The sequence below is a fragment of the Streptomyces sp. NPDC097640 genome, assembly GCF_040302705.1.
In the GTDB taxonomy this organism is placed as follows: Bacteria; Actinomycetota; Actinomycetes; order Streptomycetales; family Streptomycetaceae; genus Streptomyces.
In genome coordinates this window covers 1-25,687 of the sequence record NZ_JBEOSB010000023.1, presented here as the reverse complement: position 1 = coordinate 25,687, position 25,687 = coordinate 1, and the positions used below count along the sequence as shown (strand labels likewise).

At 69.0% G+C, this 25,687-nt stretch carries 28 protein-coding genes and 1 pseudogene; 12 read left to right on the top strand and 17 right to left on the bottom strand.

Going from position 1 to position 25,687, the window contains the following annotated elements; all coding sequences use genetic code 11:
• Positions 1 to 4: 4 nt before the first annotated feature.
• Both ABTY62_RS31345 and ABTY62_RS31340 read right to left on the bottom strand, forming a co-directional pair.
• On the bottom strand, positions 5 to 973 hold the full coding sequence (locus tag ABTY62_RS31345; protein WP_352132797.1) for a GlxA family transcriptional regulator: 969 nt from the start codon (positions 971 to 973) through the stop codon (positions 5 to 7).
• Positions 974 to 1,221: 248 nt separating this feature from the next.
• Positions 1,222 to 1,752, bottom strand: a complete 531-nt coding sequence (locus ABTY62_RS31340; protein WP_352132796.1) for a pyridoxamine 5'-phosphate oxidase family protein — start codon at positions 1,750 to 1,752, stop codon at positions 1,222 to 1,224.
• A 289-nt stretch (positions 1,753 to 2,041) separates the two neighbouring features.
• Here ABTY62_RS31340 and ABTY62_RS47560 point away from each other — a divergent pair.
• A pseudogene (locus tag ABTY62_RS47560) lies at positions 2,042 to 2,125 on the top strand (DUF4097 family beta strand repeat-containing protein); the annotation flags it as partial.
• Positions 2,126 to 2,156: 31 nt separating this feature from the next.
• Here ABTY62_RS47560 and ABTY62_RS31335 read toward each other — a convergent pair.
• On the bottom strand, positions 2,157 to 2,792 hold the full coding sequence (locus ABTY62_RS31335; RefSeq protein WP_352132795.1) for a hypothetical protein: 636 nt from the start codon (positions 2,790 to 2,792) through the stop codon (positions 2,157 to 2,159).
• Positions 2,793 to 2,971: 179 nt separating this feature from the next.
• Between ABTY62_RS31335 and ABTY62_RS31330 the strand changes: the two genes are divergently transcribed.
• Complete coding sequence (locus ABTY62_RS31330) at positions 2,972 to 3,232, top strand: hypothetical protein (RefSeq protein ID WP_352132794.1); 261 nt, start codon at positions 2,972 to 2,974, stop codon at positions 3,230 to 3,232.
• Here the strand turns inward: ABTY62_RS31330 and ABTY62_RS31325 are convergent.
• Positions 3,214 to 4,407 (bottom strand): MFS transporter, encoded by a 1,194-nt coding sequence (locus tag ABTY62_RS31325; RefSeq protein WP_352132793.1) that lies wholly within the window; start codon positions 4,405 to 4,407, stop codon positions 3,214 to 3,216. The two genes, ABTY62_RS31330 and ABTY62_RS31325, sit on opposite strands and share 19 nt — an antisense overlap.
• A 108-nt stretch (positions 4,408 to 4,515) precedes the next feature.
• On the opposite strand from ABTY62_RS31325, the gene ABTY62_RS31320 reads away from it, so the two are divergent.
• The 3 genes from ABTY62_RS31320 (at position 4,516) to ABTY62_RS31310 (ending at position 7,183) form a co-directional block, all read left to right on the top strand.
• Positions 4,516 to 5,358 carry a LysR family transcriptional regulator gene (locus ABTY62_RS31320; protein WP_352132792.1) on the top strand — a complete coding sequence of 281 codons (843 nt, stop codon included), beginning with the start codon at positions 4,516 to 4,518 and terminating at the stop codon, positions 5,356 to 5,358.
• A gap of 370 nt (positions 5,359 to 5,728) precedes the next feature.
• On the top strand, positions 5,729 to 6,847 hold the full coding sequence (locus tag ABTY62_RS31315; RefSeq protein WP_352132791.1) for a serine hydrolase domain-containing protein: 1,119 nt from the start codon (positions 5,729 to 5,731) through the stop codon (positions 6,845 to 6,847).
• Between the two features lie 33 nt (positions 6,848 to 6,880).
• Entirely contained in the window at positions 6,881 to 7,183 is a 303-nt protein-coding gene (locus ABTY62_RS31310) for an MmyB family transcriptional regulator (protein WP_352132790.1), read from the top strand.
• A 79-nt stretch (positions 7,184 to 7,262) separates the two neighbouring features.
• Here ABTY62_RS31310 and ABTY62_RS31305 read toward each other — a convergent pair whose 3' ends face one another.
• Entirely contained in the window at positions 7,263 to 7,658 is a 396-nt protein-coding gene (locus ABTY62_RS31305; protein WP_352132920.1) for a RidA family protein, read from the bottom strand.
• A gap of 138 nt (positions 7,659 to 7,796) precedes the next feature.
• Here ABTY62_RS31305 and ABTY62_RS31300 point away from each other — a divergent pair, with 138 nt between their 5' ends.
• Positions 7,797 to 8,771 carry a helix-turn-helix transcriptional regulator gene (locus ABTY62_RS31300; protein WP_352132789.1) on the top strand — a complete coding sequence of 325 codons (975 nt, stop codon included), beginning with the start codon at positions 7,797 to 7,799 and terminating at the stop codon, positions 8,769 to 8,771.
• Between the two features lie 119 nt (positions 8,772 to 8,890).
• Here ABTY62_RS31300 and ABTY62_RS31295 read toward each other — a convergent pair whose 3' ends face one another.
• Positions 8,891 to 9,451: a hypothetical protein gene (locus ABTY62_RS31295; RefSeq protein WP_352132788.1), complete on the bottom strand. Its 561-nt coding sequence runs from the start codon at positions 9,449 to 9,451 to the stop codon at positions 8,891 to 8,893.
• Between the two features lie 69 nt (positions 9,452 to 9,520).
• Positions 9,521 to 10,096 carry a hypothetical protein gene (locus ABTY62_RS31290; protein ID WP_352132787.1) on the bottom strand — a complete coding sequence of 192 codons (576 nt, stop codon included), beginning with the start codon at positions 10,094 to 10,096 and terminating at the stop codon, positions 9,521 to 9,523.
• 401 nt (positions 10,097 to 10,497) lie between these two features.
• On the opposite strand from ABTY62_RS31290, the gene ABTY62_RS31285 reads away from it, so the two are divergent.
• Complete coding sequence (locus ABTY62_RS31285) at positions 10,498 to 11,346, top strand: AraC family transcriptional regulator (RefSeq protein WP_352132786.1); 849 nt, start codon at positions 10,498 to 10,500, stop codon at positions 11,344 to 11,346.
• Between the two features lie 175 nt (positions 11,347 to 11,521).
• Here ABTY62_RS31285 and ABTY62_RS31280 read toward each other — a convergent pair whose 3' ends face one another.
• From ABTY62_RS31280 to ABTY62_RS31260, 5 genes are all read right to left on the bottom strand, one after another.
• Entirely contained in the window at positions 11,522 to 11,818 is a 297-nt protein-coding gene (locus tag ABTY62_RS31280) for a hypothetical protein (RefSeq protein ID WP_352132785.1), read from the bottom strand.
• Complete coding sequence (locus tag ABTY62_RS31275; protein WP_352132784.1) at positions 11,815 to 12,186, bottom strand: DUF6247 family protein; 372 nt, start codon at positions 12,184 to 12,186, stop codon at positions 11,815 to 11,817. The genes ABTY62_RS31280 and ABTY62_RS31275 overlap by 4 nt, the downstream gene beginning before the upstream one ends.
• Positions 12,183 to 12,590: a hypothetical protein gene (locus tag ABTY62_RS31270; protein WP_352132783.1), complete on the bottom strand. Its 408-nt coding sequence runs from the start codon at positions 12,588 to 12,590 to the stop codon at positions 12,183 to 12,185. The genes ABTY62_RS31275 and ABTY62_RS31270 overlap by 4 nt, the downstream gene beginning before the upstream one ends.
• A gap of 238 nt (positions 12,591 to 12,828) precedes the next feature.
• The gene (locus tag ABTY62_RS31265) at positions 12,829 to 13,422 is read right to left on the bottom strand and encodes a DUF305 domain-containing protein (protein ID WP_352132782.1); all 594 of its coding nucleotides are present in this window, start codon (positions 13,420 to 13,422) and stop codon (positions 12,829 to 12,831) included.
• A gap of 41 nt (positions 13,423 to 13,463) precedes the next feature.
• Positions 13,464 to 14,300 (bottom strand): DUF1996 domain-containing protein, encoded by an 837-nt coding sequence (locus ABTY62_RS31260; RefSeq protein WP_352132781.1) that lies wholly within the window; start codon positions 14,298 to 14,300, stop codon positions 13,464 to 13,466.
• 449 nt (positions 14,301 to 14,749) lie between these two features.
• Here ABTY62_RS31260 and ABTY62_RS31255 point away from each other — a divergent pair, with 449 nt between their 5' ends.
• The gene (locus tag ABTY62_RS31255; protein WP_352132780.1) at positions 14,750 to 15,757 is read left to right on the top strand and encodes a LacI family DNA-binding transcriptional regulator; all 1,008 of its coding nucleotides are present in this window, start codon (positions 14,750 to 14,752) and stop codon (positions 15,755 to 15,757) included.
• Positions 15,758 to 16,026: 269 nt separating this feature from the next.
• Complete coding sequence (locus ABTY62_RS31250; RefSeq protein WP_352132779.1) at positions 16,027 to 17,916, top strand: discoidin domain-containing protein; 1,890 nt, start codon at positions 16,027 to 16,029, stop codon at positions 17,914 to 17,916.
• A 48-nt stretch (positions 17,917 to 17,964) separates the two neighbouring features.
• Here ABTY62_RS31250 and ABTY62_RS31245 read toward each other — a convergent pair whose 3' ends face one another.
• From ABTY62_RS31245 to ABTY62_RS31225, 5 genes are read right to left on the bottom strand one after another with little or no spacing between them, the layout of a single operon-like run.
• Positions 17,965 to 19,059 (bottom strand): glycoside hydrolase family 99 protein, encoded by a 1,095-nt coding sequence (locus ABTY62_RS31245; protein ID WP_352132778.1) that lies wholly within the window; start codon positions 19,057 to 19,059, stop codon positions 17,965 to 17,967.
• 5 nt (positions 19,060 to 19,064) lie between these two features.
• Complete coding sequence (locus tag ABTY62_RS31240; RefSeq protein ID WP_352132777.1) at positions 19,065 to 19,913, bottom strand: NAD-dependent epimerase/dehydratase family protein; 849 nt, start codon at positions 19,911 to 19,913, stop codon at positions 19,065 to 19,067.
• Positions 19,913 to 20,791, bottom strand: a complete 879-nt coding sequence (locus tag ABTY62_RS31235) for a carbohydrate ABC transporter permease (protein WP_352132776.1) — start codon at positions 20,789 to 20,791, stop codon at positions 19,913 to 19,915. The genes ABTY62_RS31240 and ABTY62_RS31235 overlap by 1 nt, the downstream gene beginning before the upstream one ends.
• Positions 20,788 to 21,765 (bottom strand): carbohydrate ABC transporter permease, encoded by a 978-nt coding sequence (locus ABTY62_RS31230; protein ID WP_352132775.1) that lies wholly within the window; start codon positions 21,763 to 21,765, stop codon positions 20,788 to 20,790. The genes ABTY62_RS31235 and ABTY62_RS31230 overlap by 4 nt, the downstream gene beginning before the upstream one ends.
• Positions 21,762 to 23,153 carry an ABC transporter substrate-binding protein gene (locus ABTY62_RS31225; RefSeq protein ID WP_352132774.1) on the bottom strand — a complete coding sequence of 464 codons (1,392 nt, stop codon included), beginning with the start codon at positions 23,151 to 23,153 and terminating at the stop codon, positions 21,762 to 21,764. Before ABTY62_RS31225 ends, ABTY62_RS31230 begins: the two co-directional genes overlap by 4 nt.
• 148 nt (positions 23,154 to 23,301) lie before the next feature.
• On the opposite strand from ABTY62_RS31225, the gene ABTY62_RS31220 reads away from it, so the two are divergent.
• The 3 genes from ABTY62_RS31220 (at position 23,302) to ABTY62_RS31210 (ending at position 25,536) form a co-directional block, all read left to right on the top strand.
• On the top strand, positions 23,302 to 24,096 hold the full coding sequence (locus tag ABTY62_RS31220) for an IclR family transcriptional regulator (protein ID WP_014181960.1): 795 nt from the start codon (positions 23,302 to 23,304) through the stop codon (positions 24,094 to 24,096).
• A 153-nt stretch (positions 24,097 to 24,249) separates the two neighbouring features.
• On the top strand, positions 24,250 to 24,612 hold the full coding sequence (locus tag ABTY62_RS31215; protein WP_352132773.1) for an enolase-like domain-containing protein: 363 nt from the start codon (positions 24,250 to 24,252) through the stop codon (positions 24,610 to 24,612).
• A 24-nt stretch (positions 24,613 to 24,636) separates the two neighbouring features.
• The gene (locus tag ABTY62_RS31210) at positions 24,637 to 25,536 is read left to right on the top strand and encodes an enolase C-terminal domain-like protein (RefSeq protein ID WP_352132772.1); all 900 of its coding nucleotides are present in this window, start codon (positions 24,637 to 24,639) and stop codon (positions 25,534 to 25,536) included.
• Positions 25,537 to 25,687: the final 151 nt, after the last annotated feature.

Below are 25,687 nucleotides of genomic sequence, written 5' to 3'. Positions count from 1 at the left end.
GACGTCATGCGGGTGGGTGCGGGACGTGGCGGGTGAAGGCGCGCCGGTAAGCGGTCGGGGTGGTGTTGAGCGCGCGCCGGAAATACAGGCGCAGGTTGGCGGCCGAGCCCAGGCCGGAGTCGCGCGCCACCAGGTCGATGGAGCGGTCGGTGGTCTCCAGGAGTTCGCGTGCCAGGCCGAGCCGGGCGCCCACCAGCCATTGCAACGGTGTCGTGCCCGTCTCCTCGACGAACCGGCGCATGAAGGAGCGCTCGGACATGCCGGCGTGGCGGGCGAGTTGGGTCACGGTGAGCGACTGTCCGAGGCGTTCCAGAGCCCAGGCCCGGGTGTCGGCCAGCGCGGTGTCGCCGGTGACCGTGACGGGTGCGGGTACGTACTGGGCCTGGCCGCCCTCGCGGTGGGGAGCGGCGACTATGCCCCGGGCGATCCGGTTGGCCACGACGGCGCCCAGGTCGCGGCGCACGATGTGCAGGCACAGATCGATGCCGCAGCACACCCCGGCCGAGGTGAGGACGTTGCCCTCGTCCACGTAGAGCACGTCACGATCCACGTGCACGGAGGGGTAGTCCCGTTCGAGTTCGTCCGTGTGCTGCCAGTGTGTGGTGGCGTGCAATCCGTCGAGCAGGCCGGCCGCGGCCAGCGCGAACGCCCCGGTACAAATGGACACCACCCGCCGGCCCCGGTCGCGGGCCGTGGCCAGCGCGTCGAGCACCGCCGACGGCAATGGCCCCGGGTGTGACCGGAACCCCGGACCGAACCCCGGCACGATCAGCGTGTCGGCTCCGCTCAGGACGTCCAGTCCGCTGGTGACGGCCAGCGGGAAACCGCTGGTGGTGGAGGCGGGACTGCTCGGTCCGCACACGGAGACCTCGTAGGGGGTCTCCGTGCGCGGGCCGAAGATCTGCAAAGGGATGGCCAGGTCGAGCGGGGCCATCCCGTCCAGCGCCAGCACAGCCACTCGATGGACGGTCATGGCGGTATTCTAATGAAAGCAGGCACTTCTGCCACGCGTGGGGGAGTGGTCGGCGCCGACCACGAAGGTGTGCTCGGCCCGGGCTGGACGTTGATGCACGATCCTGCGGGGATGTGCACGCCCTGGATCTCGTTGTCCTCGTTCGGGTACCGCGTGATGATGCGTTCCTGCTGCGTTGGCGCTTCGCGACGAATGCGGCGGACGTCTCTCATCACGTGGCCGGTCCCGGTGCCGGGCCGTGCCGTGGATCAGGAGGGGGACGTCGCGGTGAGCTTGGCCATGTCGGGGGCGTAGACGGTCATCCAGTGCGGATGCAGCCGGTAGTAGACCACGTCGTTGTCCCAGTCGAAGAGGTCGTCGCCGTAGAAGTCCTTGAAGTACGCGAGCAGGTCCGGCCAGTCCGCGGCCGGCTCACCGCCCTGGGGGTTGAGGATCTCCACCGCGCCGTGCGTGAACACGCCCAGGTCCTCACCGCGCATGTGCGCGGCGCTGACGGCGGGCCGCGCGGCGAGGTGGCGGGCCTTGGCGGCGCCGCGCGCCGTGCCGAAGTGCCACTTCCCATGCAGGAAGTGCCCGTCCACGCCGCTGATCCGCGGTTCACCCTTCGCTGTCACGGTGGACAGGGCGAGGGTGCACATGCCCGTGAGGACGCGGGTGAGTTGATCTGCGGTCAGTGTGCTCGTGGTGTTGATGATTGAGCGGAGGTGCGAGGTGGAGCGGGAGAGGGAGGAGTCAAGGAGGGCCTGGAGCTCTTTGAGATCTTCTGGTGTTTCGCGCATGGAGGTCCTTGTCTGTCTGTGGGGCCCGGTCCGCGTCCACCCTCGGCGCCAACCGGTGAAGCCATGGTCGACCCAAAACCCGACATCCTGTGTCGGTATTCTTTTCAGCCGTCTCGTGGATGTCACCGAGTTGTTCGGCTGGACTCCGCGGCTGAACACCTACGCGAGGCGGCCCTGTTCTGGAGGGCCGGTCGCCATCAGCGCGGTCAAACGCCCGCTGATCGTGCACGACCGCTGAAAGCATCGGACTCATTCATCCAGCGGTCAGGCGCGGAAGACGCCGGGCGCCACCCCCGCCCCGGACTCGGCCGTCCTCGACATCCCCGCCGACTGGGCCGCCACCACGGTCGAGATCCTGCCCGCAGACGCCTCGTAGGACCGTCCAACTGGGCGCTGCCTACTGCCTATGGGGCGAGCCATTCCGCCACGAGCTGCGGGGCCAGTGTTTTCCCTGACATCCCTCCGCTGGAGTGCAACGAGGTGGCGTCGTGTCCGGTGGTCTGGAAGGCGCTGAGGGAGATCACGTCATCAACGTTCAGCTGAACGATCGTGGACACGTCCTGCGACAGTTCGAAGCCGCCGGGGTCCACGGTGTTCTGTGCATCTCCGGCGATGGCGTTGCCATTGAGGTTGATGAGGAGTTCCCGATTCGCTCCCTCTGCCGGGATCGGGATGAGGTTGGCCCAGAGAATCCTTCCCTCGAGGAGGTACCGACCGGCGGTGTGGACCACCAGGGCCGAGTTCATCGGATCGAACATCAAGTCCGTATCGAAGTCCGCACCGGTGAAATTGATCTTGGTGGGGATGTTGGTCGGGATCGTCTGGCTGGAATCGGCGAAGATGCTCGCGCCGACATTGGCGAAGGTCCCGCTTGCCCTGGTCGCCCCCGTGGCGCCGACCGGGTGCCCCGACGCCATGGCCGGGCTGACCACCCCGGCCGCCAGAACCAGCGCGAGCGAGGCGAGCGCCCTGCCGGTCGTCCACGCGCGGCGACGGGGCTGCGGTCCCAGCAGGGACGCTGACCTGCACTCAGGACTCATGTGCGTGCTCCTTGTGTGCACCGATTTCGGGGTTCGCCGAACCCGAGGGGGAGCTTGGTGCAGGAACGGCCGGATTCGTGGTCGGGCACGGCCGGAACACGCCGATCATCAATACATCGGATGAACCGGCACACCTGAATGGAGAGCCACGCTGGTATGGAGCACACCGAGGACATCGTGTGGCTGTCGAACGGTGCGATGTTCCACGCGTCGGGCCGGCCGGGGACGAGCCGTTCGTTGTCACCGGTGACCCGAACGCGGTGATCGCTTCCCTGGACCTCAAGAGCTGGATGCTGGACGACGACGCCGGCGTCGACCTGGACAAGGAGGCGAACGAGGTCGAGTGGGCGCGGCTGGCAGGTGTGCTTGGGGCTCGTGGGGGCTACGGTGGTCGCCGCGGCGCGTACACGTCACGGGGGCCTCACGCGTCGCCAACATGAGTCGCCTCTGTTCTTCTCACCGACTCGCGACGAGCCGGAGTAGGCGGCCGGGGCGGGGGACGGCGCCGGGACAGCAGGCATCCAGCCAGCGCGGCGGCGAGGCCGGCCAGCCCGGCGGCCGCGAAGCCGCCCGCCGGTACGGAGGCGTCGATCGCCACCCCGACGATCGGGGATCCGAGCGCGAAACCCGCGCTCTGCGCGGAGGATTGCAGACCTGTCGCCTCACCCCGCACGCCGGCTGGCGTCAGTCGGCTCACCGCGTCGGCCACCGCGGAAAGGGTCGGCGCGGTGAAAAGCCCGGTGCCGACAACGGCCACACACAACCAGGGCCAGTCGTGGGCAAGCCCGGCGGGAATCGTCACGAGCCCGAGCAAACCGAGCAGCAACCACATGGGGAGCGACCGGGACAGCGCGCCGTAGATCAGCCCGCCGACGACAGAGGTCACGCCGAGCACGGCCACGACCACGGCGGCCCAGGACACCTGACCTGCTTCTTCGAGCGTGGCGACGATGGCGAGGTCGACGCCGCTGAGCAGCGTTGTGGTACCGAACGCCATCGCCAGTACGGCAATCATGTCGATGCCCAACCACTCCCGTCGCGGGGGCCGCCCGGCCGCTCCGGCATCCGCCTCGTCCTCGGCGCGCAGCGGCGGGTTGAGCAAGGCGATCCCGGTTCCGCCGGCCACGATCGCGGCGCCGAGCCCCCACACCACCACAGCGGGGGACACCTTCGCGGCGCACAGGATCACGACCGCCGGCCCCACCATGTACGACAGCTCGCCCTGCACCGATTCCAGCGCGAACGCCGCCCGGCGCTGTCCCGCCGTCGTCATCGCGGCGATCGCCTGCCTGGTCACCGACTGGGTCGGCACCATCAGCAGACCCGCCGCAAAAGCGGCACCCAGCAGGGCCCTGTACGGCAGGATCGGCACGCTCAGCCAGCACACGACCTGCACTGCGACAGTGACCAGCAGCACCGCGCGCAGGCCCCGCCGATCGATCATGCGGCCAAGCAGCGGCCCGCCCAGCGCCAGCCCGATGGTCAGAGCTGCCGCGACACCGCCGGCTGCCGCGTAGCTCATGTTCAGGCCCAGCACGACATACATCGTCAGCGCCATGACGACAGCCGTGATCGCGGTACGGGCGAGAAAGGAAACGCCCAACAGCGATGCCATCCCTGGCATGGCGAGTATCTGTCGGTATCCGGTCACTTGCGTGACGCTAGATCCTCCGCCATGACATAGGTAGTGGTTCACTTGCTGGAGCCGACATAATGAACAGTTATGGCCAAGGATCTTGAAACCGCATTGCTGCGGTCCTTCGTCACCATCGTGCAGGCGGGCAGCATCAGCCGCGCCGCGACCACGCTTGGACATACCCAGCCCGCGCTCAGCCAGCAAGTGCGCAAGCTGGAGAGGGCCATCGGCCGTCCGCTGCTTCACCGATCACCGTCCGGTGTCTCGCTGACCAGGGCGGGCGAGGAACTCCTGCCGTACGCCGAACGCATTCTCTCGCTCTCCGCACAGGCACTCAGCGAAACCGGGCGCACGCTCAGCGGCCGCTGCGGCGTCGGGTTGCTCGAAGACCTCGCCGCGTCCCAGCTTCCGCAGGCCCTCGCCGACCTCGCCCGGCTGCACCCCGGCGCGACGCTGGAGGTGCTCAGCATGTCCAACGCCGCGATGCGGGAGGCCTACGACGCGGGCCGCGTCCAACTGGTGCTCAACGAGGTGCCGGCCGTTCCCGGACCGCCGCGCTGGACGGTACGCCGCCCGCTGGTCTGGGCGATCGGCCAGGGTGTCGACGTGGCTGTCGATCCCCTGCCGGTGGTGCTGTTCTCGAACACGTGCTCCTGGCGTACGTCGGTGCTGGAAACGCTGGAACGTGCCGATCGACCCTGGCGGGTGGCGTTCGAAAGCAACAGCCTGGTTGGTGTGCTCGCCGCGATACGGGCCGGACTCGGCGTCGCGGCGCTCCTGCCGACGAATCTCGAACCGGCCATGGTCTGCCGCGACGCGGACGCCCTGCCCACCCTGCCGGACATTGAATTCGGTCTCGCACGGCACCCACGGTCCGAAGGTGATGCGCTGATCGATGCCGTTGAGACCGCGCTACGCCGCATGATCTGAGTTTCGCGGCTTCTCAGCGCGCCGGTTTCCGTCCGACCCACAACAGGAGCCGGCCAGGCCGCCATACGCCGGCGTCGTGGACGTACCAGTTCCGTGGCGGGACGCCTTTCCCTGCCGTCGAACGATGGCACTCTCAAGTGATCAACGCGCCCCCATGGATGATCAGATTGCGACCATGCGGCGCGGAGGATCTCCTCGGTCGACCAGCACCTTCGGCCTGCCAACTCGCTCCTTTCGCCGGTCCTGGCCTGACCTATGCGCTTGGCGTTGCGCGCACCGCGTGCATAATGAGGGCATGGGCATGCCCGACGGCCCGGCAGGAGGTCGCCAATGCGTGGCTCACCCCGGGGATTACGAAAGGACGCATGACGTGAAGAACCCACTGGATTCCGCGGCGCTGGACGCGGCCATCGAAGTCGTCCACCGCGCCGGGATGCCGGGCCTGTTCGCCGAGGTGCGAGACGGCGACCAGGTCTGGCGTGGCGCCGCCGGGGTCGCCGATGTGGCCACCGGCCGCCCCGTCACCGCCGACATGCGGCACCGCGTCGGCAGCATCACCAAGACCTTCACCGCCGCCGCGGTCCTACAGCAGGTCGAGAGCGGCCACATCGGGCTCGACACACCGATCGGCCGGTACCTTCCGAAGCTGGTTCCCGGAGAACGCGGTGACGCGATCACGGTCCGGATGCTGATGAACCACACCAGCGGCCTCGCCGAGTACCTCCCGTACGCCTACCCCTCACTCAAGGCGTACCCCGCCCTCGCGGACACCGGACCCCAGAGCCTGGACGACCACCGGCTCACGCGGTTCGACCCCACTGAACTGATCGAGATGGGGGTCACCGCACCTGCCGTCGGCGCCCCGGGCGGCACTCCGGGGGTGTACTCCAACACCAACTACCTGCTTCTCGTCCAACTCCTGGAACAGGCGACCGGCGTCACGGCGGAGCGGTACATCACCCGGAACGTCATCGAGCGCGCCGGGCTCCGGGACACCGAACTCCCCGCCGGACCGCACGTCAACGGGCCGCACTCGCAGCTCTATGAGGCGTGGTTCGGCATGATCGACCCGCCGCGCGACTACAGCGTCTACGACATGTCATGGGTGGGGCCGTCGGCCTCGCTGATATCAACCGTCTCGGACCTCAACCGCTTCTACGGCATGCTGCTGGCCGGGAAGATCGTCAGTCCGTCGTCGCTGGCGCAGATGCAGCGCACTGTCCCGGTCATCTCCCAAGAGGGGAGGACGATCGATTACGGCCTCGGCCTGCACCCAATGGAAGGTCCCGGTCAGGGCACCTTCTGGGGCCATGGCGGCACGGTCTGGGGCGGTGGAGCGCTGGCCATGACCCGTGCCGACGGCACGCGGCAGATGGCAGTCGCGGTGAACATGCAGAGGTGGAACAGGCTCGACTCCTTCGGCAGGCCGCAGCCCCATCCTATCGACGACGCGCTTGCGACTCTGTACCGCGTGGCGATGTACGGCTGACCTGGATCGTAGGGGGCACCACTGCGCAGGCTGATGGCGGCTACAGCCCGGCACCGCAACCTCGCGCGCCGGGCCTTCCCCGGGCCACAGCGCGCCGACGTGACGCTCTACGGGATCTCCGACGCCGCCGAGTTCCGGCTGAGCGTCGTGATGCAGCTCCGCGCCACCCTCGCCCGCTACCCCACCGATCCCGCGGTGACCGGCCCCATCGACGAACTCCACAACGTCGGCCCCGACTTCCCCCGGTTCTGGGAACGGCACGACGTACAGGCCGCGCCGATGCTCACGAGGGCCTTCTGCCACCCGGCCGTCGGCGAGATCGCCCTCGACTGCTGAGCACCGGAAATCACCCACCCACCTGCCTGCTGCTCGTGCCGGTTCAACCGGCACGAGCAGCGGAGGTGGCGAGGTCGCATCACGCGACGGCGGTCCCCTCGAGCTCGACCATCAGGGTGGGGATCGCCAGCCGTGTCACCCCGAGCATCGTGGTGGTCGGCGCTACCTTGGCGGCGCCCAACCGCGACGCCAGCACGCCGTAGTGCTGGAAAAGCAGATCGACGTCGGTGGTGTAGACGTTGAGCCGGACGAGGTTCGTGAGAGACATGCCGGCCTCGCCGAGAACGGCCTCCAAGTTGTCGAGGCTCAGGGCCAATTGGGCCGCCATGTCACCGTCGTGCTGGGGCTTGCCGTCGTTGCTCATCGCGGTCTGCCCGGAGCAGTACAGGGTGCGGGTGTGTCCGGAGACGATCTCACCCTGGTTGAATCCCATCTCCGTCGACCACGTCACCGGGTTGACTGCCGTTCGTTCCAATGCCACATCGGCTCCATTCGATTCATTGGGCGTACGTACGTCCATCGGCTCGGTTGCCGGCCAATCGCTGACGTCGTGTTGAAAGCCTCTCAACGAACCACGACATCCTGTGTCGTGTATTCCGGTAGAGTTTTTCGTATGCGCGCCGACCGATTGGTCTCACTGGTGCTGCTGCTGCGCCAGCGCGGTCGACTGTCCGCGGCCACGCTGGCCCGCGAGCTGGACGTGTCCACCCGCACCGTGCTGCGTGACATCGAGGCGTTGTCCGCAGCCGGCGTCCCGGTCTACGCCGAACGCGGTCGGCACGGCGGTTTCGCGTTGCTGCCCGGTTTCCAGACAGAGCTCACCGGACTGAACCACGACGAGGCGCTCGCCCTGCTGGTCGCCGGATCACGACGTGGCGCGCAGGTATTCGGTCTCGGTTCGGCGCTCGCTTCGGCCATGCTCAAGGTGGTTGACGCGCTGCCCGAAGGCCATCGGGACACCGCGGCCGGCGCGGCGCAGCGATTGCTCATCGACCCGGAGACCGACCTCCTCTCGCGCCGCGCGGTCGCTGAGGAGGTGCCCGACACCGTAGTGGCCGAGGTCCGGCGCGCGGTGTTCGCCGGACACAAGCTGCGCATCCACTACGCGGCTGTGGACCAGGCCCCGAAGTGGCGCACCGTGGACCCGATCGGCCTGGTCACCGTACGCGGCCAGGGCTACTTGCTGGCCACGAGGTCTGGCGCGGACCGCACCTACCGGCTGGCCCGGGTGTTGGCCGCCGAGGAACTCGACGAACCCGCCCAGCGACCAGACCGGGTCGACCTGGACCGGGCCTGGCAGGAACGCAGCACGCGGTTCCGGACCGGCGGCGACCAAGTCGCGGTGCTGGTACGGGTGAACCCGGCGCGGCGCGAGGACCTGGTGGGCACAGCGCTGGCCGTCCTCGCCGAAGAAACCGACCCTGACGGCTGGCTGCGGCTGGAGGTGACCTTTCAGGATTCACGACACGCCGAATGGGCGCTGTGGCAGCTCGCCACGAACGCGGAAGCCCTGGCCCCGCAGTGGTTGCGCTCCTCCTTGCGCGACCGCGCCGCCGCGATTGCCACCTGCTACGGAGTGTCATCCTGAGAGTTGTTGCCTTCTGCGTGCCGCAGCCGACGCGATTCGGACCGCTCCGCACCGGTAGGTGTCAAGCGCGCCGAAAGACGCCTGCGCAACGCGTGGCGTTGCGTTGAGGCGGACGCCGTTCAAGCGAAACGGCGAGGCTGGGCCCGGCTGATCTCGAGCGGGGAGGCTGCCGGAACCAGCAGGATTCCGGTCGGCAACTCCCAGCGTGCCTTGGGGCCCGCGGCCCACTCCGGCTCGGTCGGCCAGTCGCTCAGGTAGCGCCGTCCGAGATAGACCATCGCGAGCGGCTGTTCCAGCTGGACCGGCGGGTTCTCCTCCATGAAGGACAGATCGTCATCGTCGTCGGCGGTGACGAACCCGAGGTACGTGCTCGCGAATTCGGTGACTATGCCGATCAGCTTCGCCAGGGCGTCGTTGCTGCCCCGGTTTTCGTCGTAGTCCTCGTCGAGTCGGCCCTCGTCGACGGCGACCTGCACCATCCAGCTGTCACCGAGGTGGACTGAGGCCACGAAATCCGACAGGCCCGGCAGCCACACCTCCAGCGACGGCCCCAACTCAACGGGCGCCGTCCGGAAGTCCTGCTCCTCCAGGACCTCGGCGAGACGCTTCTGGTCGGCCGGGGTGGAACCGTCACGGTCGTCGTCGTAGGGCAGGCCGATGAACCAGATATGGTCGTCCATCGTGGCATCCTGTCATGCGCGGGGCGGACATCAGCAGAGCGGCTTTTCGGATGATGGAACTATAGCCGATTAGACCGGCGGCAGAGCGTGCAAAGCGTTAATTGCACAGGCCCTGTTATTGGGATCCGGATCGCTGTCGACGACATTCCGCAAGGCGGATCTAAATTCCACCCAAGACAATTGAAGGATGGCTGAGATGGCCGCAGTGCGGACCACGGACGAGTCGCTTTCCAGGCCTCTCAAAATGGCTTCATGAACACCACTGGCGTAATCGCGAGGGGCGATTAAGTCAATCCTTTCCAAGGCCTTCTCGCCCTCGTCGGTGGAAATCTGGCCATTAAGGAGATCGAGGCATTCGGCATAACTTACGGTTGAAAATTTTTCCGCCAAGATGGTGGCGGCAGCATGAGCACCCTCTCCGTCCAGTTGGATGAACTGGACCTCAGTCACCTCGTCGTCCACGAATCGAGCGATTCCATCGACACCGAACCGCCAGACGAAATAGTAGGCATCTGCTTCAAGGGGGTCGGTAGCGGGAATCGGATAACCTGAAGGCGTCTCCGCTCTCCAGCCCTGATCGCGAGCATGCTCGACCAATTCATCAAACTCAACGCCCCGGGTAAACGCCACCCTGACCTCGGACATGATTAATCACCTGCATTCATTACAAGCTCGATATGCCATTATGGCGTCAGTGCGGCTGCTATCGACATTACCGGTCGGAATTCATGATGGCTGGTCATGCACTGCTGGTCTGAACGGGTTCGGGATGTGGAACGGGAACTTAGCTTAGCTTGATCTTTAACCTCTGCGCTGGGCACTCACACGAACCTCCGGGTACGGATAAGGGGGCGGCCTAGGTTGCGGAGGGGCGCAGCGTGACAAGGCCCTGCTGGTCTTCGCCGGTATCGGCGGGCTGCTGACCGAACTCGGCTGGCGCTGGGTGTTCTTCGCCCCGGTGTTCTGAGCCTGATGCCGAGGGCACCACTGTGACTGTCACCTGGCCGGCGCGGACCGGTGGACACACCACGTGCCATCCTGAGGGCATGGCGGGATCGGGTGATGTGGCGCGGCACTGGCGGTACGCCGACCTGCCCGACGTCGATCTGCTGCGGGCGCGGTACGTGCGCAAGAACTTCGTGCGGCACACCCACGAGCACTTCGTGATCGCCGCCATCGCCGAGGGTGTCGAGGTCTTCCACCACCACGGCACCGACCAGTACGCCGGGGCGGGCGCGCTCGGGCTGCTCAACCCGGACACCCCGCACACCGGGCGGGCCGGGGTGCCGGAGGGGTGGCGGTACGGGGCCGTGTACCCGTCGCCCGAGGTCGTGGCCGGGATCGCGGCCGAGACCACGTCGATCCGGGGAACCCCGGGGTTCCTGAGTCCGGTGCTCGACGACCCGTACTCCGTCGCCCTGGTGCACCAGGTGCTGCGGGCCGCCGACGAGGGCAACGCGCTGGCCGCCGACACCCTGCTGCGGGTGGCCGTGACACGGCTGCTGCGGCTCAACGGCGGCCCGCTGCCCCGGCGCGAGGTGCGGACGGCCGGGGCGCGGATCGCGGCACGCGCGCGTGAGGTGCTGGAGGAGCGGATGGCCGAGCCCCCGGCCCTCGCACGGCTCGCCGGGGACCTGGGGACCAGTCCGTTCGCGCTGCTGCGGGCCTTCCGCGATGCGTACGGCATGCCGCCCCACGCCTGGCTCACCGACGCGCGCGTGCGGCGGGCGCGGCGGCTGCTCGACGCCGGGACGGCACCCGGCGAGGCGGCGGCCCTGGTGGGGTTCACCGACCAGCCGCACCTCAACCGGCATTTCACGCGGATCGTGGGCGTGCCGCCGGGGGCGTACCAACGCGAGCGCAAGAACGTGCAAGGCGACGCAAGACAGCGCTAGCCGACATACACATCGTCGTGGGTCTGTCCGGGTTCCCCTTCGCCTTGAGGTGATCAGAACCACCGGGCCCCCGTACCCCGCCCCGCTCCGTCGTACGGCGACGGGGTCGGGGGTGTGCCTCGCCGCATGGCCCGCCGTCCGCGCGGGGTTGCGGTCCTCAGGTGTGCGAAAGGGCCTACAGGTCGGCGAACGGCGGGCAGATATAGGTGACGGCGACAAGGCGCAGCCGGGGGAGCGGCAGGACCAGCATGAACCCGTCTTCGAGGAGCGGGAGGCGCCGCACGCCGCCTGCGGCTCCCGGCCTCGGGCCGTCTCCGATCGCCGTGACGTCGATGCCCATCTCGGCCAGGTCCACCAGCTGCCCGGCGAGCCGCTCCACCTCCCCGACCACGCGCTCGGACAGCCCCTTCGCCACGTGCTCGTAGTCCGGCTCGTACTCCCAGTGCCACCCCTGTCGGGTGTCTTCGGTCACCCGGCGGTCCGCCCGTCGATCCCGGCCTCGGCCGCCGCCTCTGCGTGGATGGCAGCGACCTCGGCGGCGATGGCACGCCCCTCGGCCAGATCCTCGACCTGCCCCGCGCGGGCCTCCAGCTCGCTCAGGCGCGCGGCCCGCGCGGGAACGCGCTCGATCGCCACCGCGAGCGCCCACCGCCGCAGGAACCGGCGCATGGGGGCCGCGTCGACCTGGCTGCGGGCGGCCTCCACCGCCGCCGTCCGCTCTGCGTCGAACGCGGCCACCTGGTTCGGCGCAATCCGCGCCAGAGCCGCGCGCAGGTCCTCCGCTGTGTTCTTGGGCTGTGGGATCAGAGGCCCGTGCCCGTCCGCTGCCGCTTCACTCATGCCGCCACGCTCCCTGTGCTCCCGGTGGGAGCCGCGGTGATCCGCAGTTCGACGCGCCCTTCGGCGTACTCTCTCAACAGCACTTCACACAGCAGCCCGAACCCGGGGTCGCCTCCTCGGCGGGCCTGCTCCTGGATCTTCCACCTGGTCTCGGCCCTCTCGCACACTCTCTCATCGAGGTAGACGCGGCATCCGCCCCGCTCCGCCGTGCCGAACGTGCTGCCGGCCGGAACGGGCGCATCAATCGCCCCCTCGGCGTACGCGGTCAGGAGCGCCTCGAGGACCCGCGAGCGGGCGCGGGCCAGGCCGTCGTCCCCGGCGCGCTGCTTCACCTGCTGTTTCCACAGGTCTGTGTCCATCCAGGCCAGGCGGCCGGGGCGCGCCGTGTGGTCGGCGGCTCTCACGCTTCCTCCATCGGGGACCGGTCACGGTGTATCCCGTCGAGACTAGACTTTCAAGGTCTAGTAATCAACGCTCCGGGCCGGCCGGCCGTACAAGAGGCCCGGTATGCCGGAAGGACCTGCTGATCGTCGTTGTCCGAGGGGGACGGCCGTCGCTGTCCCCCGTCGGTGAGAGCCATCGCCGTCGCCCCGGGCATACCTCGACATCTGATGTTCCGGCCGCCCGGCAGCCCTGGGGCCGTCACCCCGGCATACGGCGCAGGTGGTCGGAGGCGGACCGGCCGATGCTCGCCGCGCATTGTTTCACCTCCGGGTCCGATCCCGCCTTCCGCTGCTCGCCGGACATGCGCTCCGCGTGGGTGAGGTGGTCGCGCAGCGCGGAACGCAGCAGACGGTCGAATTCCTGGCCTTCGGCGGCCTCCAGCGCGTGGAGTTCCGTGGCGTTGACCATGCCCGGCATGTCGTGGCCCTCGTGCGGGTTGGTGTCGGGGACGCGGGCCGCCGTGAGCAGTTCGCGCAGGGCGGCGAGGTCGGCGCGATGGGCCTTCGCCACTTTCGCCGCCCACTGCTTCAGCTCGGGGTCGGCGCCGGATCCGGGCGCGAGTTCCAGGATGTGCAGGGCCTGTTCGTCCATGGCCAGCTGTAGCTGGAGCCAGGCGAGGTCCGTGGGGTTGAGCGTTTCCGGTCCGGTCCCCGTCGCCGTGGCCGCTGCCGCGCCGGATGTGCCGGCCCGTGCTTCGGGGCCGGCACATCCGGACACGGCCAGGGCACTGAGCGTCGCCGCGAGGACCAGGGCCGTGCCGGGGCGGCCGAGTCGCGCCGCGGGTCCCGTCATGATGGCCTCCTTTCGCCGTGCCCGTTGCCGCGCGTCGCGGATCAGGACGGGTTGCCGTCCGCCCCGCACTTGATGATGGGATTGATGCAGTTGGCCACTCGTCGTGCCATCTCCTGCTCTGGCCAGGCGTTGAAGAAATCGCCGTGCATGGTGTAGCCGGGCCCGGACGCCAGCCGCAGCCCCTGGGCGCTGCCCGTCACCGGATACCGCAGCACCTGCCGCAGCTTGGGGACCGGCACCGGGTGGCTGGCGGGACAGTCACCGTTCACCGGGTAGGCCATGTGGCTCTTGTGGTCGGCGGAGTCCAGGTCCTTGCCGTTCCAGCACTGCGGGAAGTCGAGGTACGACTCCAGCATCGAGTCGGCCGGGCACGTGACGAAGTCCTTGGAGGGATTGACCTCGCCGTGGTGCAGACAGGACCAGCGGGCGATGGAGCTGGGGTCGTCCACGCCGGTCGCCTTGGCGTTGCCCGCGACGATCCGCAGGCCCAGGGGAAGGGGCTTGATGCGTGCGATGACATCGTCACGCACCCCCTCGCCCAGGTAGTAGAAGGTGGTGCCGGTGGGCTCGACGGGCTGGTCGTTCCGGTAGAGCGTCGGCACCCAGTAGGACGAAGTGTCCACGGTCGGACCGCAGGTGGTCGCGGAGCCCACCAGATCGGTCACGTTCGTATGGGCGTTCGTCACCCGGCTGCCGAAGAAGCTGTGCATATGCGAGGCGCCGGGCAGCCCGGGGTAGACGATCGGGTCGTCCGGGAGACGGTGGCTGTAGGGGCACTCGGCGAGGAACTCCGCCACGCGGACGACCTCGGGCCCGGCGGCGGCCGGGGCGGCGCCGCCGCGTTCGGCGCTCGCGGGTGCCGAACCGGCGTACAGCATGGTCAGTACCAGGCCGAGAACCGCCAGGACGACGGGTCGGCGATTCCTGCGCGGTCTCGGGTGGCGCTCGTCAGATGTGCGGGGGGATCTGCCTGACACGGCACTCCTCCTCCGTGTTGTGGGGAAACGCGGATGGTGGAACCGGTTCCGGTACCGGTTCCGTGGCCTGTTTCGTGAGTGAAACCGCATGTCATGCAAACGTCAATACTTCTCGTAGACATTGCTCCATCGGCAGCCATCAATGGCTTCAAGACTTCAAGGCAACCGCGCGGACACGCGCGGCACCACCCGGTCAAGCGCCCAGCGCCGTACCACTTCTGACGCCAAGTATTGACGTCACCATGACAGTGCTGTTCACTCGTCGACCAGCGCCGGAACCGGTTCCGGTACCGCTTCCGTGGTGCTCCTGCCATACGTCGAGGGCAGCGACTCCAACCCTGGAGGTAGCGATGCGCGTCACCATCGCGGATGTGGCCCGCGTGGCGGGCGTGAGCAAGACGACCGTGTCCAGGGTGCTCAACACCCGCAGTGAGGTGGACCGGTCGACTGCCGCACGGGTCCGTGAGGTGATCGACCGGATGGGCTACGTACCCAGCTCGGGCGCTGTGGGCCTGGCCCGGGGGAGCAGCCGGACCATCGGCATGCTCGTCCCGTCGCTGACCTGGCCGTGGATGGGCGAGGTCGTCCAGGGCGTCGTCGACACTTTGGAGGCGGCCGAGTTCGGGCTGCTGCTGTTCACCTGCAACCGCGGAACCGAGTCCGTCGAGCGCTTCACCAGCCAGGTGTCCGCGCGGGCCTTCGACGGGCTGCTCGTCGTGGAACCGGAGAACACCCTGGACATGCTCACGGCACTGCACCGCAAGGGGCTTCCGGTCGTGCTCATCGACGACCGGGGCCACCACCCCGACTTCCCCTACGTCACCGCCGCCAACCACGAGGGCGGGGCGGCGGCGGCCCGGCATCTGCTGAGCATGGGCCGCCGCCGGCCGCTCGTCCTCACGGGGCCGACCCGCTTCGGCTGCGTACGCGACCGGCTTGCCGGGTTCCGTACGACGTATGCCGAGCACGGGCACACCCTCGACTCCGGTCTGGTCGTCGAGAGCGACTTCACCGAGGCCGACGGCCGCGAGGCCGTACGCCGAATGGTCCGCGAGGGACGGGACTTCGACGCGGTCTTCGCGCACAACGACCTCGGCGCGGTCGGCGCGATGGCGGCCCTGCGCGCCTCAGGGCGCGGTGTGCCGGACGACGTGGCCGTCATCGGGTTCGACGACATCCCGACGGCACCGCTGACCGAGCCCTCGCTCACCACGGTCCGGCAGCCGATGCGGCGGATGGGCGAGACCGCTGCGGGGATGCTGCTCGCCCGGCTTGCGGGCGGTACGGCCACGGCACTACCCGTCGTCCTGCCCACGGAACTCGTCGTACGGCAGTCGGCGCCGGCCGCGGCGGGCTGACCGCCCGGCGTCGGCCGCCCGGGGCCGGTCGTACGGGGCCGGCCGTCGGGGACTGACCGTCCCGGACCGACCGCCCGGCGGGCTCCGGCCGCCCACCGCCGGGAACCGTCGCCTCCCGGTTCCTCGCCGGAGCAGCCGCCCGCACCTGACGGCCGGGCGTGCGCATCATCCTGCCCCGGGCCTTCCGGTGGCAGGAGCCCTCGACTCCCCGCTCCACGGCACCTTCCGCCAACACCTTCGGGCACCCCCACCGCAATGAGGAGAGCCGTATGCCTTCCCATGCACATGCCCCGCGCCCCCGCACGCTCATGGCCGCCCTGGCCGTCGCCTCGGCCCTGTCCCTCGTCACAGGTCCGTCCTTCGCCGCGCCCAGGGACACCGTGGCCGTCGCGGCCTGGGACACCGACTGGGCCGCGGCGGCCTACGCCGCCAACCCGGGTGTGGTCACGGCATCCGGCAGCGAGAACGCCGACTCCGCGCCGGGCCTCGCCTTCGACAGCAACGGCGCCACCCGCTGGTCCAGCAACTTCGCCGACACCGCCTGGCTGAGCATCGACCTCGGCTCCACCATCCGGGTCGACCGCGTCGTCCTGGACTGGGAGGCTGCGTACGGCAAGAGGTACGTCCTGGAGGTGTCGCGGGACGGCACCAACTGGACGCCCTTCTACAGCGAGACCGCGGGCACCGGCGGCACCGTCACCGCCCACACCTACCCGCAGGAGGTCACCGGCCGCTACGTCCGGCTGCGGGGTGTCGAACGTGCCACCCCCTACGGCTACTCGCTGTACTCGTTCCGCGTCTACGGGGGGACACCCGCCCCGGCCTCCACCACCCGCACCAACCTCGCCCTGAACCACCCCGCCTACAGCAACTACTACCAGCACGCCGGAAACTCCCCGGCCTTCGTCACCGACGGCGGCTGGCCCGCCGACCTCAAGGCCGACCAGACCCGCTGGTCCAGCGACTGGAACGCGAGCCGCTGGGTCTCCGTGGACCTCGGTGCCACCTCCACCATCGACACCGTCGACCTGTACTGGGAGGCGGCCTACGCCGTCGACTACGAGATCCAGGTCTCCGACGACAACCGCACCTGGCGCACCGTCCACCAGCCCACGGCGGCCGAGGTCGCCGCCCGGCGCGCCGATGTGAAGTCCCCGGCCGAGGCCACCGGCCGTCACGACAGCATCAGACTGTCCCAGCCCGCGACCGGTCGCTATGTACGGATGCTGGGCAAGGAACGGCGCTCCTTCTACAACCCGGCACCGGCCACCGCCCAGTTCGGCTACTCGCTGTACGAGTTCCAGGTATGGGGCACCGGCGGCAGCGCCGCCGCCGCGTACCAGGCACTGCCCGGCGAGCAGTCCGGCACCTACCAGACGTCGTTCTTCGACGACTTCACCGCGGCCTCTCTCGACCGCTCCAAGTGGCGGGTGGTCAGGACCGGCACCGAGATGGGCTCCGTCAACGGCGAATCGCAGGCGTACGTCGACTCCGCCGACAACATCCGCACGGAGGGAGGGAACCTGATCCTGCGCGCGAAGTACTGCAAGGGCTGCACCCAGGCGGGCGGGGGAACCTATGACTTCACCTCGGGACGCATCGACACCAACACCAAGTTCGACTTCACCTACGGCCGGGTCAGCGCCCGTATGAAACTGCCCGTCGGGGACGGCTTCTGGCCCGCGTTCTGGCTGCTCGGCAGCAATGTCGACGACCCGGCCGTGTCGTGGCCCTCCTCCGGTGAGACCGACATCATGGAGAACATCGGCTACGCCGACTGGACCAGCACCGCACTGCACGGACCCGGCTACTCCGCCGACGGCAACATCGGCGCGCGCCAGATCTACCCGAGCGGCGGCCGCGCCGACCAGTGGCACACCTACGCCGTGGAGTGGGCGCCGACGACCATGCGGTTCTACGTCGACGACCGGTTGGTTCAGGAGACGACCCGCAACAAGCTGGAGTCCACGCGGGGCCAATGGGTCTTCGACCGCAATCAGTACGTCATCCTGAACCTCGCCCTCGGCGGCGCCTACCCGGCCGGATGGAACCAGGTCACCACCCCCTACTGGGGTCTGCCTCAGTCCAGCGTCGACAAGATCGCCGCCGGGGGAGTGCAGGCGGAGATCGACTGGGTCCGGGTCGAGCAGAAGAGGTGAGCCCCCCGGTGCCCGGGGTGCAGCGCCCCGGGCACCGGCAACGCCGCGTCAGTCCCGCTGCCGAGCGTGGGCGGCTTCGAAGCGGGCGACCCAGTATGCCGTGCGGTCCAGGTAGGCCGTCTGCGCGCGGTCGCCCTTGCGGCCGTAGGCTCCCTCGTACGAGAGGTAGTCGAGAGGGCCTGGAGTGTCGGCGGTGGCCGGTTCGATCTGGGTGCCCTCGTGCCATTCGTTGAACGAGGTGATGCTCACCCAGTCCGGGACGCCGCCCGAGTCCCCGGTGGACAGGGCGTACTCCCACTCCAGGTCGTACGTCCGTCCCCGCGCCCGGTCCAGGGACGGTGTCGTGTTGCCGGGAACGGCCCGGTCGTCGATGTAGCCGGGGCCGAGCGACGGCGCCCACACCATGCCGCGCTCCGCGCAGAAGGCGGCGACCTGCGACCAGTCCGGCTTGTTGGCCGTGGCGATCGCGTCGTACGTGTACACGCCGCCGAAGTCCCCGATCCGGGAGAGGTCCCAGGTCTGGGCCATCACGATCGCCCGGTCGTCGACCTCGTGAAGCGGCGACCAGTCCACCGTCAGAAGGCTGTTGAAGACGTAACAGGCGCACCGCCCGCCGCGCTCCGCGTCGCGGTGGAAGGCCGGGTGGTCGCCGTAGTGTTCGGTGAGATAGCGGATGTCGGCGACCACCGAGGTGGCGTCGCGGCCCTCGTACGGCTCGATGTGCCACGCCACCTGGAGGCCGGCGGCGGCCGCGGCGTCGAGGACCACCGGTGCCATCCGGTCCTCGTAACTGCCCTGCCCCCACCAGCTGCTGACCAGCACACCGGTGCCGGCCTGCCGTAGCCAGCGCATGTGCCGGTCGACGGCGCCGCGCCGGTCACCGGAGTCGTAGGGGCCGAGCACGGGGTAGTAGTTGGAGCTGAGCGCCTCGGGCGGGGTCAGCTCGCCCTGCTGCCAGTGCCGCCACTCGCCGTACACCTGCGGGTTCCCGTACCAGGGGTAGTAGAAGATGTGGGCGCGTGCGGATGGCTTGTGTGCCGGGGCTGCCGTGGCGCTGCCGGTACCCGCCGCGACGGCGGCGGTCGCGGCGGCGCCGGCGGCGAGGAATCCTCGACGGGACAGAGGTCTGGGGTGTGCGGTCATCCGGGTCACTCTCCTTGGACGGATGGACGGGTATGGCGCGGGGTGAAGCCGAGCAGGTCCGCGCATGCCTTGGTGTCGATCAGTGAGATGCGGTCGGGCAGCGGTTCGAAGGCCGGTACGCCCGGGTGGTGTCGGTGCAGCAGTTCGCCGGTGTTCAGCGGTGATGATGTGTCGGCTGCCGCGACGTTGAGGACGTGGCAGCCGGTCACGGTGGCCGCCAGGGCACGGCTGATCGCGGCGGCCGCGTCCCGGGTGTCGAGCCAGGCCCACAGGTCGTGCCGGTGGGCGCCGGGATCGGCCGCGACGTGGGCCAGTTGGTCCGTGAGTCGCTGACCGGTCCCGGTGAAGGGGAAGCGCAGACAGACGATGTCCGTGCCCCAGCGTCGGTGTGTGCTGCGGGCCGTCTCCTCCAGGACGAGTTTGGACAGGCCGTACGGGTCGCGTACGAGCGTCGGGTGTTCCTCGTCCAGGGGCACGTAGCGGGGTGAGACGGGGATCGGTGACCAGGCGAGACCGACGGCTGCCAGGCTGGACGCCGCCACGATGCGGTGCGCGCCCGCCCGTCCGGCCTCGTCGAGGACGCGGTGGGCCGTGAGGCAGTTGGCGGCGAACAGGGCGCTGCCGTCCTCGGCGTTCGGGTGGGGGATCGCCCCGAGGTGGACGACGGCCTCCGCGCCGTCCACCGCCTTGCGGACGAGGTCGGCGTCCCGCAGATCGCCGATCAGGACACGGGTACGGGCAGGGGCGTCGAACGGTACCCGGTCGGTGAGCGTTAACTCGTGTCCTGCGGAGGCCAGTGCGCGGGTGGCATGGATGCCGATGTGCCCCGCGGCGCCGGTGATCAGGACACGCATCAGCCCTTCACCGCCCCCACCAGGCCGTTGACGAAGTATTTCTGGAGGCACAGGAAGAGGAGGATCACGGGGACCACCACGATGAGGGCGCCCGCCATCAGGTTGTTGTAGTGCGGCACGTTCTCGGAGGAGAGCACCTGGAGACCGAGGGGCAGGGTGTACTGGGACGGATCGTTGAGCGACACACGGGTCAGCAGGTACTCGTTCCAGGTGGGGATCGCCGTGAGCAGGGCGACGGTGATCAACGCGGGCCGGGCGAGTGGCAGATAGACCTGTGTGAAGATGCGCAGTTCCCCGGCGCCGTCGACCCGCGCGGAGTCGCGCAGCTCCATGGGGACCGCGGCGAACGCCCCGGTCATCAGCAGGATCGACAGGGGTGCGCCGCCGTTCACGAACGGGAGCACCAGCCCCCAGTGTGTGCCGAGGATGCCCATCTTGTTCTCCAGGAGCACGATCGGCAGCATCACCGTCACACCCGGCACGAACAGCAGCGCGACGAAAAGCTTCTGTAGCGCACCGCGTCCTGGGAAGCGCAGCACCGCGAACGCGTAGCCGGCCGCCGCGTAGAACACCACCGTCAGCACGACCGTGTACAGCGTCACCAGGACGCTGTTGACGAAGAAGTCGAAGAAGTGCAGCTCGTTCCAGGTGTCGACCAGGGTCTGGAGCGTGGGGTGGTCCGGGATCAGATGACCGCCGCGCACCACCTCGACCTGGTCCTTGAACGCCGCCGACACCATCCACAGGAACGGGTAGATGCTGACCAGCGCGTACAGGGTGAGCAGCACGCCCATGACGATCCGGGCCGACGAGCGGCCGGATGGCGCTCGTCGGGCGGGGCGGACCGGCTGGGGCCGGACCGTTGATATCGTTGTCATGTCTTGCTCCGCAGCGCTCGCAGGTTGATCAGAGCGAGGACGAGGGCGGCCGCGAACAGGAGCCAGCCCAGGGCACTTGCCAGGCCGAGAGTGGGGGAGAGGTTCTTGAGGAAGGCCAGCCGGTAGGCCTCCAGGCCGAGGACATTGGTGTGGTCTCCGGGGCCTCCGTTGGTCATCACGAGGAACGTCTGGAACCCCTGGAGCGCCTCGCGCAGATTCAGCAGCAGGACGATCGCGGTGATCGGCCTGACCAGCGGCCACACGACGGACATGTTGGTGCGCCACCAGCCCGCGCCGTCCAGTTCGGAGGCTTCGAGGATGCTGCGGTCGATGCCCTGTAGCCCCGTCAGGTACAGCAGCATCGCCACGGGGACATGGCCCCACACGGTGATCATGATCATGGTGGGCATGGCCGTGGAGGGATTGCCGAGCCAGCCCTGCGGTTGCTGGAGCGAGCCCAGACCCAGGCCGCTGAGCAGGGAGTTGATGGCCCCGTCCGGCTGGAGGATGTACTGCCAGGCGAAGAACACCGCGACGCCGCTGGTGACGTAGGGCAGGAAGTAGACCGAGCGCAGGACGCCCTGGAACCGCTTGACCTGGTTGAGGAGCACCGCGAGCGGAAACGAGACGACAACGGTCAGTGCGGGGGCAGCGACCATCACCCAGATCGTGTTGGCGGCGGCGTGCCGGACGCGGGGCGCGTACACGGGGTCGCGCCACAACAGGTCCTTGTAGTTGTCGAGGCCGACCCACTCCCAGTTCGGGGCGAAACCGTTCCACTTGGCGAAGGACAGAGTGAATCCGTAGCCGACCGTGTACAGGCCCATCACCAGGAACAGCACGACGGCCGGCGCGATGAACAGATAGCCCGTGAGCGCCTCGTACCGGCGGTCCTTGCGTCGTGAGGGCCCGCTCCCGGGCACCGCGGCGCGGCCCTTCTCCACCCTCGCGGGGAGCGTGGGCTGGAGCGTCACTGGCCGGCTGCCTTCCAGTACGACTGGTTGAGATCGCTGATCTTGCGGGCGGTGGATTCGACGGAGGCGCGCTTGAGCGGGGACATGTCGGCGAGGATGTCGCCGACGTCGTTCTGCTCGTAGCCGGGGGACTGGAAGTTCTGGTTGAGGTTGGCGTCGTACGTCGTCTCTGGCGTGCCCTTGAAGCTCTGGACCATGGAGTTGAGCGTCGGGCCGAGCGCCTTCGCGGCGTCGGCGCCGAGGTCCGCGGCCGGCAGGTCGGTGGCGTCCTGCGCGAACTGGGCGGCGACCTTCTTGCCGGCCAGGAACCGCATCCATTTCTTGGCGTTGTCCGGCTGCCCGCTCGCCGAGCTGAGGGTGATACCGGTGAGCGCCATCGGGGCCAGCGCCCGGTCGGGGACCGCGCCGCTCCTGGGGGCGGGCAGGCCGAAGGCGTAGACGTCGTCCGGGTTCATGCCGCTCTGCTGGAGGAAGGCGAGGGTGAACGTGCCGCCGACGTCGAACGCCGCCTTGCCCTGGGCGAAGGCCTGGTCCGCCTGGTCGACGTCGAGCGACTGGGTGCCGGGCGTCCAGTACGGGGTGAGCTGGTTGTACTGGGAGAGCACCTTGACGCCGTTCGGGGAGCCGAAGTCGGCGCTCTTGTCCTTGCCCCACAGGTCCTCGTAGCCCTTCTTGCCCAGCTGGGCGAAGGCGAGCGGCTGAAGTATCCAGTTGAGGCCGGGGCCTTTGGCCTTGAGACCTGTGGTGAGGCCGCCGTTCTTCGGGTCCTTCTTCGTCGTCGCCCTGAGGGCGGAGATCAGGTCCTCCCAGGTCTTCGGGGGCTGCTTGATCCCGGCGTCGGCCAGCTTCTGCTTGTTCGCGTAGACGATGCCGAACGTGCCGATGGTCAGCGGGACGCTGTAGCGCGCGCCCTCTTTGATGCCGTTGTCCGAGGACTTCGTGTTCTGGGACTTCTTGAAGCGTTCGGGCGTGATGAGGCCGGATTCGTGCACGGAGTCCTGGATCTCGTTGAGCCAGTCGCCCTTGTAGTCGTCGCGCAGGTCTACGGCGATGCCGGCCGCGCCGAGGACGCGGTCCTCGCCGTCGGAGTGCACCTCGAGGACGTCGGGCAGATCGCCGGTCTTGGCGGCGCTCTGCACCTTGGTCATATAGGCCTCTTCAGGGGTGAAGACCTCGATGCTGACGGAGATGCCGGTCTCCTTCTTGAACTCCTTGGCGGCGTTGCGCAGAGCCTTGACGTGGGACTGCTTGAAGGTCCACATCTTGAGGCTCTTGGCGTCCGAGCCACCGGAGCCGCTGCTGCCGCAAGCCGTCAGGGCGCTGAGCGACAGCGCGGTGGCCACGGCGGTGGCGACGTATTTGGCCTTGCGGGAAGTTGAGATACGCATGAACCCCTACCTAGGGTCGACCGTTCAGAAGGCCGAATGGCGTTGGAGTGACTGAACTTAGGCTCGTCGTGATATAGCGTCAAGACGCAGGGCGGGATTGAGCGTGGGTGACGGTCCAGTCGGGATCTGGGCGGGAAGCGGAGGGGCAGTGGAATCGGTGACGGACGCCGCGGGGGTCCGCAAGGTCGAAGAGGTCAAGTCCGCGGCTCGGGTCCTGGAGGTCCTCGAACTCCTCGGGCGGGACGGCGCCCGCCTCTCGCTCGCGGAAATGGCGAGCGCGATGGCCGTGCCCAAGAGCAGCCTGCACGCGATCCTGCGCACCATGCAGGCCAGGCGTTGGGTGGACGTCGACCCGTCCGGCACGCGCTACAGCCTGGGCTTGAAGGCCCTGCTCACCGGCACCGCGTATCTGGCCGGCGACGACGTCGCGAGCCTGGCCGGGCCGGTGCTCGACGCCCTGGCCGAGGAGACCGGCGAGGCGGTGCATCTCGGCAGGCTCGACGGCACGCACGTCGTCCACCTCGCCAAGCGCGAGTCACGGCACGCGCTGCGGACGTACTCCGCGGTGGGGTATCGGCTGCCGGCGCACGCCACGGCTTTGGGCAAGGCCGTGCTCTCCCAGCTGGACCAGGCGGAGGTGCAGCGCCGGCTCACCTGGCCGCTGGAGAAACTCACGCCGGACACCGTCGTCGACCCGGACGCCTTCCTGGCCGAACTCGCGGAGGCGCGGCTGCGCGGCTGGGCCATGGACGACGGGGAGAACGCGGTGGACATCCGGTCCGTCGCCGTGCCGCTGGGCGTGTCCCCGGACGGCGGTGACGCGGTGAGTTGCTCGGCGCCGCGCAGCAGGATGGGCGACGACCGGATCGAGGAGGTGGCCCAGGCGGTGACCGAGGCGGCGCACTCGCTGAGCATGCTCCTCAAGCGCCTCGGCCAGCACTGAGCGCACACGCGCGGTGCCATGCGCGCTTGAGGGCCGGGAGTTCGTGCCCCCGGCCCTCAAGTGCCGTATCTGCATGGCCGTTGACAAAAAGGATCCCGCTTCGTACGTTCGGATAGCAGTACGTCATTCTGTTACTCGAATGCTGGAGTCCGTATGACGCAGCCTGATGCCCTTGCCTCCGCCCGCCTGCTCGCTCCGGCCCCCTGGGTCGATGAGCGCGGGTCCAAGATCCGCATCACGGCCGTCCGCACCTTCCTGACCGCCCCGCACGGCTGCCCCCATCTCATCGTCCGGGTCGAGACCAACGAACCAGGGCTGCACGGCCTGGGCTGCGCCAGCGATCCGCAGCGCACCCTCGCCGTCCGCTCGGTCCTCGACGACTACCTCGCCCCGCTGCTCACCGGACGCGAGCCGGACGACATCGAAGACCTGCACCGGCTGATCCTCAACAGCGCCTACTGGCGGGGCGGTTCAGTGACCGGCAACGCCCTCGGTGGCGTCGACGTGGCTCTGTAGGACCTCAAGGCGAAGCGCCTGGGCGTGCCGCTGTACTCCCTGTTCGGCGGCCGCGTGCGCACCGGCGCCGAAGCGTACACGCATGTCGACGGAGCCGATGCCGAGGAGATCGCCGACAAGGTGGGCGCGGCCCGGCAGCGCGGATACCGGCATGTGCGAATCCAGGCCGCGGTGCCGGGGTCGGACACATACGGGGCAGGTGGTGGTGCCGATCCGCAGGCGGTGCGCGAGCGCCGGGTGCCATGGGACTCCGCGGCGTATCTGCGAACCGTCCCCCGGGTGCTGGCGCGGGTGCGCGAGCTCGTGGGCGAGGATGTCGAATTGCTGCACGATGTGCACGAACGGCTCGATCCTCGCCAGGCCGCGGACTTTCTGCGCCGTGTGGAGGACATCGGCCTGTACTTCGTCGAGGACCTGCTCGCCCCCGAGGATGCCGCGCACTTCGCGCGGCTGCACGCCGTCTCGCCGGTTCCCCTCGCCGTGGGAGAGCTCTTCAGCGATCCACAGCAGTTCGTGGCGCTCCTGAGGGGACCGGACATCGACTTCGCGCGCGTGCGCATCCCCACCCTCGGTGGCCTGACCCCTGCCCGGAAGCTGGCAGCCCTGTGCGAACTGCACGGGGTCCGCCTCGCCCCGCACGGACCGGCGGACGTCAGCCCCGTCGCCCAGGCCGCTACCCTCGCGCTCGACGTCAGCAGCCAGGCCTTCGGCGTTCAGGAGGCAGCCGTCTTCAAGGAGCCGGCGCACGAGGTGTTCCCCGGCACCGTGGTGGCACACGACGGGCTGCTCGTGCCCTCCGGAGTGCCGGGCCACGGCGTTGGCTTCGACGAGGCCGCGGCCCGACGCCACCCCGTGCCCGAGCCTCTCGGCCACGACCGGTGGGCGCTGCTGCGGAACACCGACGGCAGCGTGCAGCGGCCCTGAACCGTCGCGCATGCATGGGAGCTCCAGGGCGCCCGGCGTAAGTCCATCGATTTGACTTAAGGCACCGAGCGCGGCGAGAGCACACCCACTGGGTGTGCTCTCGGCGAGATGCCGCTCTGTGGGGGTGACCACCAGCAGCGCACCGCCGGGC